The 18032-nt window shown below is 59.5% G+C and carries 19 protein-coding genes and 1 pseudogene; 11 read left to right on the forward strand and 9 right to left on the reverse strand.

Annotated elements, in window-relative coordinates; genetic code table 11:
• The first annotated feature begins 1 nt into the window (after window position 1).
• Complete coding sequence (gene cyoD / locus KVG91_RS24335) at window positions 2–340, forward strand: cytochrome o ubiquinol oxidase subunit IV (protein ID WP_169374477.1); 339 nt, start codon at window positions 2–4, stop codon at window positions 338–340.
• Window positions 298–1185 (forward strand): annotated as a pseudogene (cyoE, locus tag KVG91_RS24340) (heme o synthase); the annotation flags it as partial. The gene cyoD and the pseudogene cyoE, both read left to right, overlap by 43 nt.
• On the opposite strand, the gene KVG91_RS24345 reads toward cyoE, so the two are convergent.
• The 5 genes from KVG91_RS24345 to KVG91_RS24365 form a co-directional block, all read right to left on the reverse strand.
• The gene (locus KVG91_RS24345) at window positions 1166–2767 is read right to left on the reverse strand and encodes a histidine kinase famiy protein (RefSeq protein WP_178114965.1); all 1602 of its coding nucleotides are present in this window, start codon (window positions 2765–2767) and stop codon (window positions 1166–1168) included. The pseudogene cyoE and the gene KVG91_RS24345 sit on opposite strands and share 20 nt — an antisense overlap.
• Window positions 2768–2878: 111 nt before the next feature.
• Complete coding sequence (locus tag KVG91_RS24350) at window positions 2879–3388, reverse strand: ferritin-like domain-containing protein (RefSeq protein ID WP_169374478.1); 510 nt, start codon at window positions 3386–3388, stop codon at window positions 2879–2881.
• A 66-nt stretch (window positions 3389–3454) separates the two neighbouring features.
• Complete coding sequence (locus KVG91_RS24355) at window positions 3455–4339, reverse strand: manganese catalase family protein (protein ID WP_169374479.1); 885 nt, start codon at window positions 4337–4339, stop codon at window positions 3455–3457.
• Window positions 4340–4503: 164 nt separating this feature from the next.
• Window positions 4504–4734, reverse strand: a complete 231-nt coding sequence (locus KVG91_RS24360) for a hypothetical protein (RefSeq protein ID WP_169374480.1) — start codon at window positions 4732–4734, stop codon at window positions 4504–4506.
• Window positions 4735–4766: 32 nt separating this feature from the next.
• A complete protein-coding gene (locus KVG91_RS24365; protein WP_169374481.1) occupies window positions 4767–4913 on the reverse strand; it encodes a hypothetical protein in 147 nt (48 codons plus the stop codon).
• Window positions 4914–5160: 247 nt separating this feature from the next.
• Between KVG91_RS24365 and KVG91_RS24370 the strand changes: the two genes are divergently transcribed.
• From KVG91_RS24370 to KVG91_RS24395, 6 genes are all read left to right on the forward strand, one after another.
• Window positions 5161–5925 (forward strand): OBAP family protein, encoded by a 765-nt coding sequence (locus tag KVG91_RS24370; protein ID WP_169374482.1) that lies wholly within the window; start codon window positions 5161–5163, stop codon window positions 5923–5925.
• 81 nt (window positions 5926–6006) lie between these two features.
• Window positions 6007–6519: a short chain dehydrogenase gene (locus KVG91_RS28165; RefSeq protein WP_169374483.1), complete on the forward strand. Its 513-nt coding sequence runs from the start codon at window positions 6007–6009 to the stop codon at window positions 6517–6519.
• Window positions 6520–6561: 42 nt separating this feature from the next.
• Window positions 6562–6843, forward strand: coding sequence for a hypothetical protein (locus tag KVG91_RS24380; protein ID WP_169374484.1), 282 nt, complete (start codon window positions 6562–6564; stop codon window positions 6841–6843).
• A gap of 97 nt (window positions 6844–6940) precedes the next feature.
• Window positions 6941–7198 carry a DUF6555 family protein gene (locus KVG91_RS24385; protein ID WP_169374485.1) on the forward strand — a complete coding sequence of 86 codons (258 nt, stop codon included), beginning with the start codon at window positions 6941–6943 and terminating at the stop codon, window positions 7196–7198.
• Window positions 7195–7437, forward strand: a complete 243-nt coding sequence (locus KVG91_RS24390; protein ID WP_169374486.1) for a hypothetical protein — start codon at window positions 7195–7197, stop codon at window positions 7435–7437. Before KVG91_RS24385 ends, KVG91_RS24390 begins: the two co-directional genes overlap by 4 nt.
• A gap of 411 nt (window positions 7438–7848) precedes the next feature.
• The gene (locus tag KVG91_RS24395; protein ID WP_169374487.1) at window positions 7849–11991 is read left to right on the forward strand and encodes a CheR family methyltransferase; all 4143 of its coding nucleotides are present in this window, start codon (window positions 7849–7851) and stop codon (window positions 11989–11991) included.
• 7 nt (window positions 11992–11998) lie between these two features.
• Here the strand turns inward: KVG91_RS24395 and KVG91_RS24400 are convergent, their stop codons facing one another.
• From KVG91_RS24400 to KVG91_RS24410, 3 genes are read right to left on the reverse strand one after another with little or no spacing between them, the layout of a single operon-like run.
• Window positions 11999–12442, reverse strand: coding sequence for a DUF421 domain-containing protein (locus KVG91_RS24400; RefSeq protein WP_169374488.1), 444 nt, complete (start codon window positions 12440–12442; stop codon window positions 11999–12001).
• A gap of 12 nt (window positions 12443–12454) precedes the next feature.
• Window positions 12455–12970 carry a hypothetical protein gene (locus tag KVG91_RS24405; protein ID WP_169374489.1) on the reverse strand — a complete coding sequence of 172 codons (516 nt, stop codon included), beginning with the start codon at window positions 12968–12970 and terminating at the stop codon, window positions 12455–12457.
• 5 nt (window positions 12971–12975) lie between these two features.
• Window positions 12976–13197, reverse strand: a complete 222-nt coding sequence (locus KVG91_RS24410; protein WP_076954922.1) for a PLD nuclease N-terminal domain-containing protein — start codon at window positions 13195–13197, stop codon at window positions 12976–12978.
• Window positions 13198–13508: 311 nt separating this feature from the next.
• Here KVG91_RS24410 and KVG91_RS24415 point away from each other — a divergent pair, with 311 nt between their 5' ends.
• Both KVG91_RS24415 and KVG91_RS24420 read left to right on the forward strand, forming a co-directional pair.
• Complete coding sequence (locus tag KVG91_RS24415; protein ID WP_076954923.1) at window positions 13509–13685, forward strand: con-10 family general stress protein; 177 nt, start codon at window positions 13509–13511, stop codon at window positions 13683–13685.
• A 188-nt stretch (window positions 13686–13873) separates the two neighbouring features.
• Entirely contained in the window at window positions 13874–14110 is a 237-nt protein-coding gene (locus KVG91_RS24420; protein ID WP_169375992.1) for a hypothetical protein, read from the forward strand.
• A 7-nt stretch (window positions 14111–14117) separates the two neighbouring features.
• Here the strand turns inward: KVG91_RS24420 and KVG91_RS24425 are convergent, their stop codons facing one another.
• Window positions 14118–14366: a hypothetical protein gene (locus tag KVG91_RS24425; protein ID WP_169375993.1), complete on the reverse strand. Its 249-nt coding sequence runs from the start codon at window positions 14364–14366 to the stop codon at window positions 14118–14120.
• Window positions 14367–14602: 236 nt separating this feature from the next.
• On the opposite strand from KVG91_RS24425, the gene ligD reads away from it, so the two are divergent.
• The gene (gene ligD / locus KVG91_RS24430; protein ID WP_169375994.1) at window positions 14603–18019 is read left to right on the forward strand and encodes a DNA ligase D; all 3417 of its coding nucleotides are present in this window, start codon (window positions 14603–14605) and stop codon (window positions 18017–18019) included.
• Window positions 18020–18032: the final 13 nt, after the last annotated feature.

The following is an 18032-nucleotide window of genomic DNA, read 5'->3' on the forward strand; positions in this document are numbered from 1 at the left end:
CATGTACAAGCAAAGTTCGATTCACAGCAGCGCCGGTTCCAGCCATGGCAGCAGCCGCTCCTACCGGGTCGGATTCCTGGTTTCGGTTGTGCTGACCCTGATCCCTTTCGCCCTGGTGATCTTCCCCTCGCTGCCACGCACCATCACCGCCTGGCTGGTGGTGGCGCTGGGGGTCATCCAGATCGTGGTCCACCTCAAGTTCTTCCTGCATCTGGATACGGCCGAGGAACAACGCTGGAACCTGGTTGCGCTGATTTTCTCGGCGGTCATCATTCTTTTGCTGGTAGGACTTTCGCTATGGATCATGGGCAGTATTCACCACAACATGCTGGCGCACTGAGGTACTGGCTGGGGCTGCTCAACGCCGGGATTCAACTGACCAAGCCGGGGATTATTTTCGGTAATCTCGCGTCGGTGCTGGGGGGCTACTTCCTCGCCGCCGGCGGGGGCCCGGCAGAACCCCTGCACCTGTTGGCCACCCTGCTCGGCACCGCACTGGTGATCGGTTGCGGCTGTGTCATCAACAACTGCGCCGATCGGGACATCGACCGGCGCATGGTGCGAACCTGCCATCGCGCGCTGGCGCTGCGGACCATCGCGGTACCCACCGCCGCCAGCTATGCCATCGCACTCGGCGTCAGTGGTTTCGGCCTGCTCTGGGCCGGCAGCAATCTGCTGGCCTGCTTGCTGGCGCTGGTCGGGCTGGTGATCTATGCGGGGGTCTACACGTTCTGGCTCAAGCGGCGTTCCCACTGGGGCACCTTGGTCGGCAGCCTCTCCGGGGCAATGCCGCCGGTGATCGGCTATTGCGCGGTCACCGCAAGGTTCGACGCCACGGCGATGATGCTGATCGTGGTGTTCTGCTTTTGGCAGATGCCTCATTCACACGCCATCACCGTGATGCGCCGCGAGGATTTCCGCGCGGCGCGCCTGCCGCTGCTCACCTTGTCCCAGGCCCACCGGCAAATACAGGCGTACACCCTGGCCTTCTGCGCCAGCACGTTGGTGCTGGGCGTGGTGGCCCAGATGGATCTACTGTATTTCGCCGTGGTCAGCGCCCTGGGGGGCTACTGGCTGGCGCTTGCCAACAGCAGCGTGCGCCGGGTCGATCCAGCGCGCTGGGCGCGCTCGATCTTCGGGTTCTCGATTCTGTTGGTGATGGCCCTTAACCTGGTGCTGGCGCTGTCCACGCTGTGTCGAGCAACGTGCGAATCTTCCTGGGCAGCTCAGCGGGCTGATAGGGTTTGGCAATCAACTCGAATTCATGCACCTGTATATCGGCACGTTCCAGCGAATCCTTCGCGTAGCCCGTCGTAAGCAGCACCTTGGTGTGCGGATACAAGCGCGCTATCTCGCGCGCGAGTACCGCGCCATTCATCTCGCCGGGCATGATCAAGTCACTGAACACCAGGTCGTAGGTCGCGCCGGCGAGCCGGTCCAATGCCTCGGCGGCCGTGTGCGCAATGTCGGTGCGATAACCGTAGTCGGCCAGAATCTCCTGGGCAAGCTCGGCCACCTCCGGCCGATCTTCCACGATCAGGATGCGTTCATCGCCTTGCAGCGACGTGGCCGCGGGCGTCTGCTCGACCCAGAGTTGGCTGTCGTCCGCCGGAAAATACAGGCGAACTGTCGTGCCCACGCCTGGGTAGGAATAGATGCGCGCAGTGCCACCCGATTGCTTGACGAAGCCGTACACCATCGACAACCCCAACCCCGAGCCCTTGCCTTCCTCCTTGGTAGTGAAGAACGGCTGAATGACTTTTTCCTGGACGCTCTCGGCGATGCCGTTGCCGTTATCGCTGATCGAGATGCCCACGTAGCGGCCCTCGGCCAGGCCATCGCGTTGCGCACCGGCATCGCCGGGAACCTGGACGTTGCAGGTCTTGACGGTCACCGTCGGCTCCGCACGCCCTTGCAGCGCATCCTGGGCGTTGGATAACAGGTGCCGCACCGCCAGCTCCGCCTGCGCCGGATCGAGACGGCAGTTCCACAGGTCCTGGGCGAGATCCACATGCAGCCGCACATCATGCAGCGCCTGGGCCATGAAATCGGTTCGGCCGAGCAAAGTGTTCAGATTGATCACACGGCTGTCCAGGCGTTGCTTGCGTGAGAACGCCAGCAACTGCTGGGTCAACGACTGGGCCTTATCGGCGGCGGCCCTGGCACGGCTGGCGCTGTTGAAGATGCGCTGCGGATCCAAGCCGGGGCGCTTGGCGCTCTGCTGGATCAGTTCGAGATAACCGACCATCACCTGCAGCAGGTTATTGAAGTCATGGGCGATGCCGCCGGTCAATTGCCCAAGCGCCTCCAGGTCCTGGGCGCGACGTACGCGCAGCTCCGCGTCGTGACGCCGGCTCACGTCCAACTGGGAGGCGAAGAAGTACACCAGTTGCCCTTGCTCATTGAACAGCGGCGAAATAAACACTTCGTTCCAGAAGGTCGAGCCATCCTTGCGGTAGTTGAGTACTTCCACGCACACCTCATGGCGGCATGTCATGGCCTGCTGCACTTGCTGCAGCGCACGCTGGTCGGTTTCCGGTCCTTGCAGGAACCTGCAATTGCGCCCGATCACTTCATCCTGTTCATACCCCGTCAGCCTCAGGAACGCCTGATTGGCGAAGATGATCGGATTGTCGGGCTGGGCGGGGTCGCAAACGATCATCGCGCTTTGACTGGTTTCCATAGCCGCGAAAAACAGGTCTTTGCGGTTGGAAGAAAGCCGCGCTGGATCGATACGTTCGACCACGGGCTTTTTCTTGCTTGCCAAGGTTCACCTCCAGGTACGTGGTGCGTGTTCCATGGACCGTGAAAACGTCGCGCAGTGCCGCTGCTGCGCTAAACAGGCGCCCGCCGTATCGGTCGGGCGCCGCGCGTTGCATCAGCGCTTGGCCTCTTTGTCGGGGTCGGCGGAACGCCGCAGGAACGCTTGCGTCAGTTCGGGCAAGTGCTCGAGCAACCACTCGGCCATGGCGATTTCCTGCGGCAGGATCTGTTCGCAAGCCGCCTGAGTCTCGGTATCACCGGCTTCCTTCGCCGCGGCGATAAGCGCGGTGTAGCTGGAAATTTCCACATGTTCAAACACGTAACCGGCCATCGCGCCCTTGATGACTTCGTCACTCATCAGCGAGCCACCGACCGCCTGGCCGAAGGCCATCAGCTTGCCCCCCATGTCTTTCAGGGTCGACGCGCTCCCACCCAATCGCGTCAGGCACTGGTCAATCAGTTGTTGCTGGCCAAGGGTTTCCTCAATGTGCTGGTCGATCCGCGCCTTGAGCTGAGGGTAATGCTCCAGGCGCTCGGACTGCGCCTTAAGCATCTTTTCGGCCTGCTGCTCCATCGCATGGGCATCACGCAGCCAATCGAGCAGGTTTTCCTGTGGAGTCGCCATATCGTTAGTCCTCTTGATGAAAAAATGGCATGCGCCGCACGCCCGAAAGCGTGCGGTTGTATCAGGTTAAATGTCAGGCTTGGGCTGGAAACCCGAACCCAGGTCAGCACCGGTCACGGGGTCGCTGGAAGGGTCCGAAAGCGTGCGAACCTTCATCGCACTCAACATCGCTTCATCATCGGCGTCCAGCTGCACGGTGGCCAAGCCATCGCCGCCATCGACCGCGGGTTGCGGGCTTTCCACGAACTCCCACTCTTCGCCCTGGTTCCACGGGCCACGCATACTTTCCGCGCCTTGGGACATGTTGAAGTACACATTGGTGAATTCCGGCATGCCCGGCAGCTTGCCCTGGGGGAAGTTCGGCTGGATCGCATGCAGCGCCTTTTCAAAGGAAAGCTGGTGCGCGATTTCCCGGGTCATCAAAAAGCCCAGGGCCTCTTTTACGCCTGGATCATCCGTAACATTCATGAGCCGCTCGTAGACCATTTTGGCGCGGGCTTCGGCTGCGATATTGGAGCGCATGTCGGCGGTGGGTTCACCGATGGTGTCGATGTAGGCCGCTGTCCAGGGCACGCCTGCGGAGTTGACCAACGGCGCACCGCCACCGTACAACAGGGTAGTGATATGGGAGTCGTTGCCGGCCCCGTTGAGCGAGCGATACAACTCGCCCTCCTCTTCAACGCCCTCGGCAATTCGCCCCTTGGCGCCTTTGTTGAGCATCACGATGATGGAGCCGATGACTTCAAGGTGGCTGAGTTCTTCGGTAGCGATGTCCATCAACAAATCCTTGCGCCCTGGATCGTCTTCAGCCAAGGCCTGGGTAAAGTAGCGGGACGCTGCCGCCAGCTCCCCATGGGCGCCGCCAAACTGTTCCAGCAGCAGGTTGGCCAGGCCCGGATTAGGCTCGGCGACGCGGACGGTGTATTGAAGTCGCTTGTTATGTAGAAACATGAACAAATCTCCTCAGGCTTATCAAAAAGCGACGGCACTTTGAAGTGCGCGCCTACTTTCATGTGAAGTAACCGGCGCCGGAAATTTCAAAATAAATACGCAGATTACGACCAGCGGTTACGCCTGGACGGCCAAGCGAAACGGCCATCTGTGCCGCCAGATATTCAATCGGCGCGCTCGTTGTCAGGGTCGGGAACGATATCTATCTCGGGTATTCCGTTGGGTGGCAAGACGTCAGCATCCGGGGACTTTTCAAGGTGACCGGGATGGTCCCAGTCGGTCGCCGCGTTAGGGTCCTCGTCACGTCCGGCGGTACCGATCACATTGCCGTCATCATTAGGTTTCCCCAGATCCTCAACGGGTCGGTTCTGGGTGTTGGATGGGTGATGTTTCATGGAAAAAATCTCCAAGTCACAAAATGGAAGCCTTACTTGCTCTCGTCTGCCTTGCCTTCTTGCATCTGCACCGAAGCCTTGCCGTCGGCATTCTCTTTCGTGGCGTTATCGCCGCTGTCAAAGCAGCCGTGGAGCATAAAAACGCTGCACAGTCCAAGGCACATCGATAACTTTTTCATGTTCGTTCACCTGCTGGAGTGTCGAGTGATTCAACCTGGCAAAACGAAGCCGGACTTCGTCAGCACACGCAGTATCTGGCCGAGGTGATACTGGCTGTGTTCAATAAAATCGGCTCGAGGCTGACGAGCGGTCCCGAGCGAAAACCGATTGAACGCCTCTTTCGGCCCTCCTTCTAAACAGTGGCAAACCTCAATCCGGCAAGGCCTCCCCCTCGGCCTTGTCAATGACCCACGGAAGGACTCCGCTATGAAAAAAAACCTCCGGAACACCACGGTTCCAGCACTCTGCCTGATGGCGTCCGTCAGTCTTCTAACGGCCTGCGCCGGCAACGACACCGCATCGAATGTCGTGGCGCCCGGTGCCGCGAAATCGCCCACCACCCGATCGCTCGATGCGGGCGCCGCGATGCTCCAGTCGCGCCCGCCCATCGATGCGTTGAACGCCTACCTGGACGGCTTTCACTTCTACAACGGCCACCCCGATGTGCAAATGGAGGCCCACCACTATTGCTCGATCCTCAACGAAGAAGTGATCCAGTGCGTGATCTACGACGGCAACCGCAAGGATGCCAAGTTGATGGGCGTGGAATACATCATCAGCAAGCAGCTGTTCAACACGCTGCCAGCGGCCGAAAAGGCGCTGTGGCACAGCCATGTGCATGAAGTGAAATCCGGGCAACTGGTCGCGCCGGGCATTCCAGAAGTGGCCGAACATGCCTTGATGGAGAAGCTCGTCAATACCTATGGCAAGACGTGGCACACCTGGCATACCGACCTCAACAAGCGCCTGCCCCTGGGGGTGCCGCAATTGATGATGGGCTTTACCGCTGACGGCCAGGCTGACCCGGCCATGGTCGCCGAGCGCGACCAGCGGCTGGGCATAGACAGCGCCGAGAAGAAGAAGGCCCGCGCAGACATCGTCGCGCCGCCCGTCGCGCCGGGTGCGGATGCATGGCGCCAGGGCAACATCATCCAGATTATCGACCCGACCGAAACGCCTCATCGGCACTGAAAACGCCACTCGGGCATTTGGATTGAACGATCATTTGCTGACCCGCCTCTATCGCAAGACCAGCCAATGGAGGATGTCAACATGATTGATCCAGCAACCGGAATGAGACCTGGCGAACGCTACACAGTGGACAGCCTGGAACGAACGAGGAACTTCAGCGGTTTTTTCCTTGACGGAAAATACTACCTGGGCCCCGAACTGCTGACCGCCGTCGGCTGGCTCGAGGGCCAGACGTTTATCTACGACGAGCTCGATGCCACCGGCGAGCCGGTCTTCCCCGACCGCGTCGCCGGCACGATCGAAGACCTGACGCTGATACTCGGCGATGGCGCCCGGTTGAAACTGCATCAGATGCCCGTGCATGTGAACGAGGAAACGCCCGAATCCGCGCCTTCCGCCCATGAGCGCGGCGCCGCAGCTGGCACGTCGTCGGGCAGCCCGTTTCCAAAGGAGCACGGCGAACCCCGCGTCGACGGCGGCCAGGGAACAACCCGCCACACGCCTTATTGGTTAATTGCAGCCGGCGCAATTTTGTTACTTGGTGGCCTCACCGTCGCGCGCAACTATCGACTGAACAACAAGCGGCACACATGAACCCTGGGGCGAACGCCGCCTTTTTTGCATGAGGTAATAAACATGTCCTACAACTTCGAAGGCACCGCCAACGTGATCACTGCCTCGCGCCATCTGGGAACGGAGTCAGATGAACGTCTGAATAATGCGGTGGATATCCGAATGACCAGCAGTGGCAAACCCACCATTGTGCGCCTGGATTTCGACTCGCCACTGGAGTGGCCTGGCAACCCCACCTTTGTGACCGTCAACCTGCCGGATGGCACGTCTGTGAGCGGAGTGATTGCCGAAATAGAGCGCCCTATCGAGGGCCCGGGCTGGGTGACTTTTACAGTGGATGACTGATTGTATAAGTCTCGATCTCGGCCATCGAATTGTCGGACAGTTTTTTGAATTTTCTCTGACGTCAAATATCTGTACTTCATGAGCATAAGGAGTCCTCATGAAACACAACGATTTATTCACTATCCGGTATCGCCTGCACGGTGAACAAAGGTCTTTCATCGTGCGTGCCGCGCAAATGAACAATGCCGAGGCATGGCATTGGGCCAGTTGCGATGCCGGCGTGGCAGTCATACCCAGATTTGGTCAACACACCCTCAAGCGCGTGTCTAAACCGATGGCGGAAAAATACGGCATCACCGATGTGCGCTGGAGCGGCGCCGAAGCGATTCAGTGGGCAGAGGGCCTCACACAATGAACAGCCAGATACTTGGTTACACAACAGGGCAAACGTGGGACGACGAGATCGCGCACAACACCGAAATGTTTTTCGAAGCCGATCGACTGGATGCGCAAGCGTACAAGATCATCGAGAACTACAGCGGCGAGGCGGCGACCTGGACGCGCTTTCTGGAAGCCAAGAAAGCCGCGGATGCGCAACGCACCGCGGCTTATCGGGACTGGATTCGCATTCGCCGGGCAATGCGCAAACAGTAATCACCGGCGCTTTCCAATGTGAGCGCTGGCTTGCCTGCGATTGCCATAGGTATCTACACAATTGTAGTGAGCGGGCTTGTCCCGCGCTGGGGGGCGAAGCCGCCCCAAAAACCACACCTCGGTTTTCAGATAAAAACCGAATTGTCTGGATTAGGGCGGCTTCGCCCCCCAGCGCGGGGCAAGCCCGCTCACTACAGCAACTACGCCACTCGTCAGTTTGAATAAACCTTTGCAACCCTCCCGTCTCAACCGAGAGTAAACGTTATGAAGGAGCGGTCGAGTTTGGCACGCAAGCATTCTGTTACGAGCCGGTTTTCAGCTATATTTCACCTCCCGCTCACTCATCACCCTCGCTTGAATTCGTGCCCATTACACGTTCTTCTCGTGTGCAGTTAACCAAGGTTGGTATTTATGAAGTCTGCCCCTCTGCGGTCCCCCAACGTTCCGCAACGCAAGGATCTGACCCCGAGCACCTTGACCTTTCCTGTGGTCGGCATTGGCGCGTCGGCGGGCGGGCTGCAAGCGGTGAAAGCATTTTTCGAGCACATGCCCAAAGACTGTGGCATGGCGTTCGTCGTGGTTTTGCACCTGTCCCCTGAGCATCAAAGCGTAGCGGACAAAATCATCCAGGAGTCCACCGGCCTGCCGGTCACACAAGTCAACGACACGACGCCTATCGAAAAGAATCGCGTGTATGTCATATCGCCTGCACAGCGATTGACGATGAATGATGGCTATCTGGGCGTATCGCCTTCGTCGCGCGCAGGCGGCACGCACATTGCCATCGACCTGTTTTTTCGCGACCTGGCCGACACGCACAAGGAACGCGCGTTTTGCCTGATCCTCTCAGGCACCGGTTCCGACGGCGCAGTGGGGCTTTCACGCATCAAGGAGCAAGGCGGCATTACTCTGGTGCAAGCGCCGGAAGATGCCGAGTTCGACGGCATGCCGCTGGCGGCGATCGAAACGCAAATGGTCGATCTGGTGCTGCCGGTGGTGGAGATGCCACAGAAGTTGCTGGAACTATGGCGCAACGCCCAGTCGATTATCCTGCCCAATGCCAATGACCCCGAGATCCATACCACCCCTCCCGTGACCGAACGCGACGCAGCCGTGGCCGAGCAATTGCTGCTGGACATCCTGATCCAACTGCGCGCCAGCACCGGGCACGATTTCAAGCACTACAAACGCGCCACGGTGTTGCGCCGTATCGAGCGGCGCCTGCAAGTCACCGCCCAACCGGACCTGGCCGCTTACTACACCTATCTCCAGGGGCATCCGGAAGAAACCAAGGCATTGCTGGGCGACATGCTGATCGGCGTGACCAATTTCTTCCGCGACCGCGAGGCCTTCGAAGCCCTTGAGCGCGATGTAATCCCCAACCTGGTGAAGTCACTGGAAGATACTGTGCCGCACCGCGAGGAAGTGCGCATCTGGTCGGCCGGCTGTTCCACCGGGGAAGAGGCCTATAGCCTGGCGATGCTGGTGGCCGAGCAACTGGCGCTGGACGCCAGCAGCGCAAAGATGCAGGTGTTTGCCACCGACATTGATGAGCGCGCCATCAGCCATGGCCGCAGTGGTGTGTATTCCGAAGCGATCATCACCGATGTGCCGCCATCACGGTTGCGCCAGTACTTTTCCAAGGAAAAGAACCAGCACTACCGGGTGCGCAAGGAAATCCGCGAGCGGGTGTTATTCGCCAAGCACAGCCTGCTGGCTGATCCGCCGTTCTCGCAGATCGACCTGATCGTGTGCCGCAACCTGCTGATCTACCTGGATCGCGAAGTGCAGCGCGAGATCCTGCAGCTGTTCCACTTTGCGTTGCGCCCCGGTGGTTATCTGTTCCTGGGTTCCTCGGAGTCGGCCGACGGCTGCCAGGATCTGTTCGTGCCGGTGGACAAGCGCAACCGCATCTTTCGCGTGCGCGCCGGCTCCTCAGCGGTACGTCGTGCGCCCACCATGCCGCGAGGTGGGTATATACGTGCAAACACCCCGGTTGCGGCGGCAGAAATCAAAGCCCCCACCAAGCGTTCGTTCGCCGATATGCACCTGCGCGCATTGGAAAAGGCCGCACCGCCCAGCGTCATTGTCGACATTCATGCCGACATCCTGCACATGAGCGAAGGCGCGGGGCGCTTCCTGCGCTATGTCGCCGGGGAAATCACCCACAACCTGTTGGCGCTGGTTCATCCCGATCTGCGCCTGGATATCCGTACGACACTGTTCCAGGTCCAGCAATCGAATATCCCGGTGACCTCACGCAAGGTGCGCATCCAGCGCGACCAGGGCACATACCTGGTGGACATCACCGCCCGCCCCTATCGCGATGACGCCACCGAAAGCGACTACGTGCTGGTGATGTTCCAGGAAACCGAAGTCGACCCCGAGCAGTCCGACGCCGCCAGCGTCAGCCATGCGGAAAACGCGATCATGAGCAACCTGGAGCGCGAGCTGCAACGCACCAAGCTGCACCTGCAGGACACCATCGAACAGGCGGAAGTCTCCAGCGAAGAGCTCAAGGCCTCCAACGAGGAGATGCAGGCGGTCAACGAAGAACTGCGTTCGGCCACTGAAGAGCTGGAAACCAGCAAGGAAGAGCTGCAATCGATCAATGAGGAGTTGTTGACGGTCAATTACGAGCTCAAGACCAAGGTGGAAGAGACGGATAAGGTCAACGACTACCTGACCAACCTGATCGCGTCCACCGACATCGCCACGGTGTTTGTCGACCGCAACATGCGCATCCGCTGGTTCACCCCGCGCGCCACGGATATTTTCAGCATGCTGCCGGTGGACACGGGGCGCTCGTTGATGGACATCACGCACCGCCTCGACTACCCGGAAATGACCGATGACGCCACCACCGTGTTTGAATCGCTGAGCATGATCGAGCGCGAGATCAGCAGCAAGGACAGCCGCTGGTACATCGCGCGGTTGCTGCCCTACCGCTCCAGCGAAGACCACATCGACGGCACCGTGCTGACCTTTATCGATATCACCAAGCGGCGCCTGGCCGAAGAGGAACTGCGCCTGGGCGAAGAGCGTATGCGCCTGGTCGCCGAAAGCACCCATGATTTTGCCATCATCATCCTGGACGACCACGGCGCCATCACCGATTGGAACACGGGTGCCGAGCTGATCTTTGGCTATACCAAGGACGAAGTACTGGGCGCTTACTACGACCTGATTTTCTCCCCGGAGGATCGCGCCGCCGGTGTACCCGAAACCGAGCTGCGCGCGGCCCGCGAACATGGGCGCGGCGAAGACGAACGCTGGCATGTGCACAAGAATGGCAGCCGGTTCTATTGCAGCGGCGAAGTCACCCTGCTCAAGAGTGACAGCCTGCAAGGCTACGTCAAGATTGCCCGTGACCTGACCGGCCACAAGCGTACCCAGGAAGAACAGAGCCAGCGGTTGATGGAAACCCAGACCAACAGCCATCTCAAGGATGAATTCTTCGCGGTCATGTCCCATGAACTCAAACACCCGTTGAACCTGATCCAGCTGAACGCCGAATTGCTGCGCCGCTTGCCGGTCACCAAGGCGGCGGGCCCGGCGGTCAGGGCCGTGGACACCATCTGCGAGGCCGTGTCCAGCCAGGCACGCATCATTGATGACCTGCTGGATGTCGCCCGGGTGCGCACCGGCAAGCTCAAGTTGAAGAAACAACCGGTCGACCTGATCCGCACGCTCCAGGACATCCACAGTGTGGTGCTCGCTGACGGTCACCACCGCCAGGTGACCCTGCAAACACCGTCGGTGCCTGGCTCACTGATCGTGGACGTAGACCCGACGCGGATCGAGCAAGTGATCTGGAACCTGGTCAACAACGCACTCAAGTTCACCCCCGAAGAGGGACAAGTGCAGTTAGTGTTGAGCCGCTCGGAAAGCCACGCCCAACTGGATGTCATCGACAGTGGCGCCGGGCTCGCCGAAGACAGCCTGGAAAAGATCTTCGACTTGTTCGGCCAGGCGGAAAATCAGCATCAGACCCATCAGCGCGAAGGCCTGGGAATCGGCTTGTCGCTGGTCCGCCAGTTGGTTGAGGCTCATGGTGGATCGGTGAGTGTCTTCTCCAAGGGCCTGGGTTTTGGCTGCACCTTCTCGATCAGGTTGCCCCTCAGCGAACAGAACCACTTGCCCGACACGTGCGACGCCGAGGCCGAAAATGAACGCCTGAACGGCGTCAAGGTGCTGCTGGTGGACGATTCGTCCGAAGTGCTTGAAGTGCTGAATATGTTGCTGGAGATGGAAGGCGCCCAGATCAGCGCGTTCAGTGACCCGCTGAGCGCGCTGGAAACCGCCCGTGAAACCCACTACGACCTGATTATTTCAGACATTGGCATGCCCAAGATGAATGGCCATGAGCTGATGCAGAAGCTGCGCAAGATCAGCCATCTGCGCCAGGTCCCGGCCATCGCGTTGACCGGTTACGGTGCCAGCAGTGACCAGAAGAAGACCGCTGACTCGGGCTTCGACAGCCACGTCAGCAAACCCGTGACCCACGACTCGCTGATCAACCTGATCGAAACGCTACGTCAGTCACGGCGTTAGGCGGGGCTTATGGATAAGGGATAACGGAGATCTTCCCGTTGCGCTCAAGGATCGCGAACTGGATCTGATCGATCTGGACGATCCCTTGAGCGGAGCGGGCCGCTTCGAGAATATCGCTTTCATCCATCCGTGCGCGCTTGAGGCGTTCATGCAGGACCTTGCCATGTTCGACGACGATGGTCGGCCCGCCATCCAGCACCCGGGAAAACCAGCGCGAGCGCAGTTTGAGCAGTGAGAAGCCAATATCGATGGCGATCAGTGTGATGATGACCAGCACGGCATTGGTCAACGAAAAATCATCGCCCAACAGCGCCTGTTGCGTGGCTTCACCGATCACCATCAACAGCACCAGGTCGAAGGTGGTGAGTTCCGCCAGGGAGCGCCTGCCGGCGATCTTGAACAACACCAAAAGCACCAGGTAAATGGCCGCCGCGCGCAATACAGAGTCCATGCTGGCTTACCCCTAGGGATAAATGAATTGTGAAAGACGCACGGACGCGCCCGTCGCGAGCGCAACCTGGGTGTCGAAGCGACCGACGCCGTCGCTGCGCAAGGTCAGGTGCAACACCGCTTTGCCATCATCGTCGCTCAGCAACCACAGCCTCACGCCCTCGCCTGCGGTACTGGCCTTTAGGGGTTGCGGCTGCAGCATTTCAATATTGAAGCCCTGCAACAACTCGCCGCTGATTGCCACCTCAAGCGGCTCGCGGGCCTTGCCCTGCAGATGGATCACCAGTGCGTCCGAGGAGCCGTTGCGCAGGAAGCGTTGGTGCTCGACACGCACCGTCCCGTCGGCGCTGCGCACCTGGGTGGTGCTCAGCGGCCCTTTGGAGAACAGCCCGGCCAAGGTGAGCCCCATGATGACCACCATGGCGTACCAACCGAACCGTTCGAAGCGCCAGACCTTGCGTTGCAAGGTCATGTCCTCATTGATCGGATAGCGGCGGCTGTGCAGGTCTTCGTGCGCCGGCGGCTTCATCGTGTTCAGCCTTTGCTATGTTCCGCCGACGACGGGCCTTTGGTCACGCCACGCGGGCCCGCGATGCCCCAGGCGGCCGCCCCCACAAACGGCAACAGCACCACCAGGGCGGTCCAGCCTGCCTTGCTGCCCGATGAGTTTTCGCTTCGCCACAGACTATTGAGCACCCACAGATCGAGCAACACCGCAATGACTGCCAGGAAAATCCAGAGATAAGTGAATTGCATGATGCACCTCCTGTTTGTGTCTATTTAGGTCCGGAGCGTGCGGCAGGGGTTCATTATTTTTCCGTTGCCGGAACACGCGCCCCACTAAGCGAAGCGGCCGCAGTGCTATCACTTCACTATTAAATAGTTATACGAAGCGGCCGCTTCCTGCGCACTTTGTACAAGTTTATCCAGCATATTGACCGTTCATCGACCGTTTAAAAATCTCTCAAAACAATTTCAAATGCGCCGTTATCGGAATAAAGACCTGTTGCATAAATGGGTAACGAGCGACACGACAACCAACTACTGAAAAATTGTGGAGAAAGACCATGACAACCAGTAATAAAAACCCAGGTAACTTCGCCAACGATCGCGAGAAAGCCTCCGAGGCCGGCAAAAAAGGCGGCCAATCGTCCGGTGGCAACTTTGCCAATGATCGGGAAAAAGCCTCGGAAGCGGGCCGCAAAGGCGGCCAGAACAGCCATGGCGGCGGGCGTAAGTCGTAAGTGATCCAAACGGGGGCAGCTTGCCTGCCCCTTCTGCTGATAAAGGGCACAGGCAACTGGATTGGGGCGGCTTCGCCACCCAGCGCGGGCGGTGCGACGATTCGACAAGCCCGCTCACTACAAAAATCTGAATTATTCTTCGTTGTTAGCCTCTCTTCTTTAAACCAAAAGTCATTAAAGGAGGCGTCTTGAGTTACGTGGATTGGGTTCAATGGCCGGCCATGGTGGTCACGGTGATCGCGGCGTGGCTTATCGGCTCGCAACGCCCGGCAAGAAGAATGGCCGGGTTCTTCTGTTTCATATTGAGCAATATCCTGTGGGTTATCTGGGGCGCCTACGCGCAGGCGTACGCGCTGATCGTGCTACAGATATGCCTTTGCACAATGAACCTGCGGGGATTTAAAAAGAATTTCAGGAGTCAATGACCGCGACTTACTCGCAAGTCTGCTGATTGCGCTGGTTCTTTCTGAAGCCCCTGGCGTTCATACCCAGCAAAATACACTCCAGCGCAATCAGGCCAAACGCATTGGCGTGCCAGCCCCACAGCACCCATAACAGGTTGCTCAGGATGAAGCCCCAAAAGGCAATCATGCGTCGCCGAGGCCGTTGAGAGCCGATAAACCACGCCGAGATGACGGTCACAACCATGGCCGGCCATTGCACCCAATCAATGAGTTCCAAGCGTCACCCGGTTCAGCATGTTTTGGTTGGTTTGGGCAACTACCACAACCTCTGTCATCGATGTCTCCTCTACTGGCCAAGTATCTTCAGCAATCGACAGTACCTTGGGGCAGAAGGTTTAAAGTATCTGGATGGGCGTCGTGCTTGTGCAAACGGCGCCGTGCAATCAAATAGAACTCGCTTCGGCTAATGGCACTCGGATAAGAAGGTTCCGAGTACAGCAAAGGATCGAGCCCATGCAGAACCTCAAGATCGCTACATTCAACGTCAACGGCATAGGGGCGCGACTGCCGAACCTTCTGCGATGGCTTGAGAAAGAACGCCCCGACATTGTGTGCTTGCAGGAACTGAAGGCCCAGGACAAAGCCTTCCCTGCCAAGGATATCGAAGCAGCCGGTTATGGTTGCCTGCACCATGGCCAAGCGTCGTGGAACGGCGTGGCCATCCTTGCTCGCGACGCCGAACCGCTGTTGATTCACAAGGGTTTGCCTGGCGCGCAAGACGATACGCAGTCCCGCTACCTGGAAGCGGCGGCCCACGGCGTGGTGGTCGGCTGCCTGTACCTGCCCAACGGAAACCCGCAGCCGGGGCCCAAGTTCGATTACAAGCTCAAGTGGTTCGAGCACCTGATCGCCCATGCCCAAACGCTGCAAGCCAGCGAACACCCGGTTGTGCTGGCCGGCGATTACAACGTGGTGCCGACTGACGCCGACATCTACAACACCCGCTCATGGCTCAAGGACGCCCTGCTTCAGCCGCAAAGCCGGGAATGCTTCCAAAGGCTGCTGGACCAGGGATGGATCGATTCGGTGAGGCACCTGTATCCGGACGAACGCGTGTACACCTTCTGGGATTATTTCCGTCAGCACTGGCAGAAGAATTCCGGTTTGCGCATCGATCATCTGCTGCTGAACCCGGTGCTTGCCCCTTATCTGAAAAACGCCGGTGTAGACGCGTGGGTACGCGGCGAGGAGCATGCCAGTGATCACGCGCCGACCTGGATCGAGATCTCATCACGCAAATCCAGCGCCAAAAAAGCCCCGAAGCGCAACCCAGCCGACACGCAAGCCACCGACGCCCTTGATGAATACAACCGCAAGCGTGATTTCGATGCGACCTCGGAGCCCTCGGGCGCTGCGAAGCCGCGCAAGCCAACCAGGAAAAAAGCCGACGAGCCCGCTGCGCTGCAATTCTGCATCCAGAAACACGACGCTTCGCGCCTGCATTACGACTTTCGCCTGGAGCTCGACGGCACGCTGAAAAGCTGGGCCGTGCCCAAGGGCCCGTCACTGGACCCCAAGTCCAAGCGCCTGGCCGTGCACGTCGAAGACCACCCGCTGGACTACGCAACGTTTGAAGGCACGATACCGCAGGGGCATTACGGCGCCGGCGACGTCATCGTCTGGGACCGCGGTATCTGGAAGCCCTTGTCTGATCCCGCCGAGGCTTACGCGAAAGGCCGGTTGAAATTCGAATTGCAGGGCGAGAAGCTCGGTGGCGTGTGGAACTTGGTCAAGACGCACATGCCCGGCAAGCAGGAGCAATGGTTTCTGATCAAACACCAGGACGAATTCGCGCGGCCGGAAAGCGATTACGACATCGTCAAGGCTGAACCCCACAGCGCGCTGAGTGACCGCACCCTCGTGCAGAAGAAGCGCTCGGGGAAAGCCGCCGAACCCAAGCCCGTCAAGAAGAAGCCCGCCGCGCGCGCAGAACCGGCACCCACGCAATTGATCAATGCCCAGCCGGCCGAGCTGCCCGAGCAGCTCAAGCCTGAACTGGCCACGCTGGTGGACTCCGCACCCGACGGTGACTGGCGTTACGAGGTCAAGTTTGATGGCTACCGCATCATGGCCCGTGTGGATCAAGGCAAGGTGCAGCTGTTCACCCGCAATGGCCATGATTGGACGCACAAGCTGCCACGCCAGGCCGAGGCGATTGCCAGCCTCGCCCTGGAGTCCGCCTGGCTCGATGGCGAGGTGGTCGTGGCCAATGAGCGAGGCGTGCCGGACTTCCAGGCCCTGCAGAATGCTTTCGAGCTTGGCCGCAGTGCCAGCATCGTCTACTACCTGTTCGACATGCCTTTTCTCAATGGCATGGACCTGCGCGAAGTGCCGGTCGAGCAACGTCGCGCAGCCTTGTCCAAGGTGTTGGAGCGCAGTGAGGACGAGGTACTGCGCTATTCGGACGACTTCGCCGAAACACCCGATGCGCTGCTCAACAGCGCGTGCCAGATGCAGATGGAAGGCCTGATCGGCAAGCGCGTGGGCAGCCCCTATGTTTCCCGGCGCAGCGGCGACTGGATCAAACTCAAATGTAAGCGCCGCCAGGAGTTTGTCATCGTCGGCTACACCGAGCCAAAGGGCTCGCGCAGTAAGTTCGGCGCACTGCTGCTGGGCCTGCACGATGCCGACAGCAACGCACTCAAATACGCGGGCAAGGTTGGCACCGGGTTCAACCAGGTCACACTGAGCACGATCTACGAACAGCTCACGCCCCTGGAAACCAAGAAGCCTGCGGTGGTCAACCCGCCGACGGGTTTTGAGGCCAAGGACGTGCACTGGCTCAAACCGTCGCTTCTGGCTGAAGTCGCCTTTGCCGAAATCACCCAGGACGGCTCGGTAAGACATGCTGTGTTCCAAGGCCTGCGTAACGACAAACCGGCCAAGGCCATCACCGAAGAGCGCCCTGCCCCGGCCCCCAAGGACGAGAAAAAATCCCCGCGCAAACAACCGACTGCGGCCAAAGCCAAGCGCAAAGCGGGCGACGATGGCTCAACCAAAGTCCGGCTCACCCATCCCCAACGGGTGATCGACGCCAGCAGCAGCTCGACCAAGCGTGACTTGGCGGACTACTACATCGGCGTCTCCGAGTGGCTGCTGCCGCAGTTGCTCAACCGCCCGGTCGCCCTGGTGCGCGCGCCAGACGGTATCGGCGGCGAACTGTTCTTTCAGAAAAACGCCGAGCGCCTGGCGATCCCCGGCATCGAGATGATCGGCAAGGAAGCCACGGGCCATCCGGTGATGTTGATCAATAACATCGAGGCCCTGCTGGGCGCGGTGCAGATGAGCACCATCGAGCTGCATACCTGGAACGCGGTGTCCAAGGACCTGCAGCGTCCCGATCGCTTCATTCTCGACCTCGACCCCGACCCAGCGCTGCCGTGGAAAAGCATGGTGGAGGCCACCGAATTGACCCTGACGGTACTGGACGAGCTGGGCCTCAAATCGTTCCTGAAGACCAGCGGCGGCAAAGGCATTCACATCGTCGTACCCCTGACCCCGAAAGCCGACTGGGACGCGGTAAAAAGCTTCAGCCACGCGATTGTCAAACATATCGCCACGCTACTGCCGGACCGATTCTCGGCGGTTTCCGGGCCGAAGAACCGAGTGGGACGGATCTTCATCGATTACTTACGCAACGGCCTGGGCGCGACCACGATCTGCGCCTATGCCGCACGCAGTCGCGAGGGGCTGCCGGTGTCGGTACCGATCTTTCGCGACGAACTCAAAGACATCAAGGGCGCCAACGTCTGGAACATCCGCAACCTCCATGAACGGCTGGGCGAACTGGACGTGGATCCGTGGGCGGATCTGCCTGGAACCAAGCAAACCATCACGGCCCAAATGCGTAAACGCATCGGCCTCAAGTAGCACCACTGCAGGA

The organism is Pseudomonas azadiae, from assembly GCF_019145355.1.
Lineage (GTDB): Bacteria > Pseudomonadota > Gammaproteobacteria > Pseudomonadales > Pseudomonadaceae > Aquipseudomonas > Aquipseudomonas azadiae.

Coding starts and splice junctions, on each gene's coding strand:
- cyoD (WP_169374477.1), top strand. CDS start 2: ATGTACAAGCAAAGTTCGATTCACAGCAGCGCCGGTTCCAGCCATGGC.
- KVG91_RS24350 (WP_169374478.1), bottom strand. CDS start 3,388: ATGGCGACTCCACAGGAAAACCTGCTCGATTGGCTGCGTGATGCCCAT.
- KVG91_RS24355 (WP_169374479.1), bottom strand. CDS start 4,339: ATGTTTCTACATAACAAGCGACTTCAATACACCGTCCGCGTCGCCGAG.
- KVG91_RS24360 (WP_169374480.1), bottom strand. CDS start 4,734: ATGAAACATCACCCATCCAACACCCAGAACCGACCCGTTGAGGATCTG.
- KVG91_RS24365 (WP_169374481.1), bottom strand. CDS start 4,913: ATGAAAAAGTTATCGATGTGCCTTGGACTGTGCAGCGTTTTTATGCTC.
- KVG91_RS24370 (WP_169374482.1), top strand. CDS start 5,161: ATGAAAAAAAACCTCCGGAACACCACGGTTCCAGCACTCTGCCTGATG.
- KVG91_RS28165 (WP_169374483.1), top strand. CDS start 6,007: ATGATTGATCCAGCAACCGGAATGAGACCTGGCGAACGCTACACAGTG.
- KVG91_RS24380 (WP_169374484.1), top strand. CDS start 6,562: ATGTCCTACAACTTCGAAGGCACCGCCAACGTGATCACTGCCTCGCGC.
- KVG91_RS24385 (WP_169374485.1), top strand. CDS start 6,941: ATGAAACACAACGATTTATTCACTATCCGGTATCGCCTGCACGGTGAA.
- KVG91_RS24390 (WP_169374486.1), top strand. CDS start 7,195: ATGAACAGCCAGATACTTGGTTACACAACAGGGCAAACGTGGGACGAC.
- KVG91_RS24395 (WP_169374487.1), top strand. CDS start 7,849: ATGAAGTCTGCCCCTCTGCGGTCCCCCAACGTTCCGCAACGCAAGGAT.
- KVG91_RS24400 (WP_169374488.1), bottom strand. CDS start 12,442: ATGGACTCTGTATTGCGCGCGGCGGCCATTTACCTGGTGCTTTTGGTG.
- KVG91_RS24405 (WP_169374489.1), bottom strand. CDS start 12,970: ATGAAGCCGCCGGCGCACGAAGACCTGCACAGCCGCCGCTATCCGATC.
- KVG91_RS24410 (WP_076954922.1), bottom strand. CDS start 13,197: ATGCAATTCACTTATCTCTGGATTTTCCTGGCAGTCATTGCGGTGTTG.
- KVG91_RS24415 (WP_076954923.1), top strand. CDS start 13,509: ATGACAACCAGTAATAAAAACCCAGGTAACTTCGCCAACGATCGCGAG.
- ligD (WP_169375994.1), top strand. CDS start 14,603: ATGCAGAACCTCAAGATCGCTACATTCAACGTCAACGGCATAGGGGCG.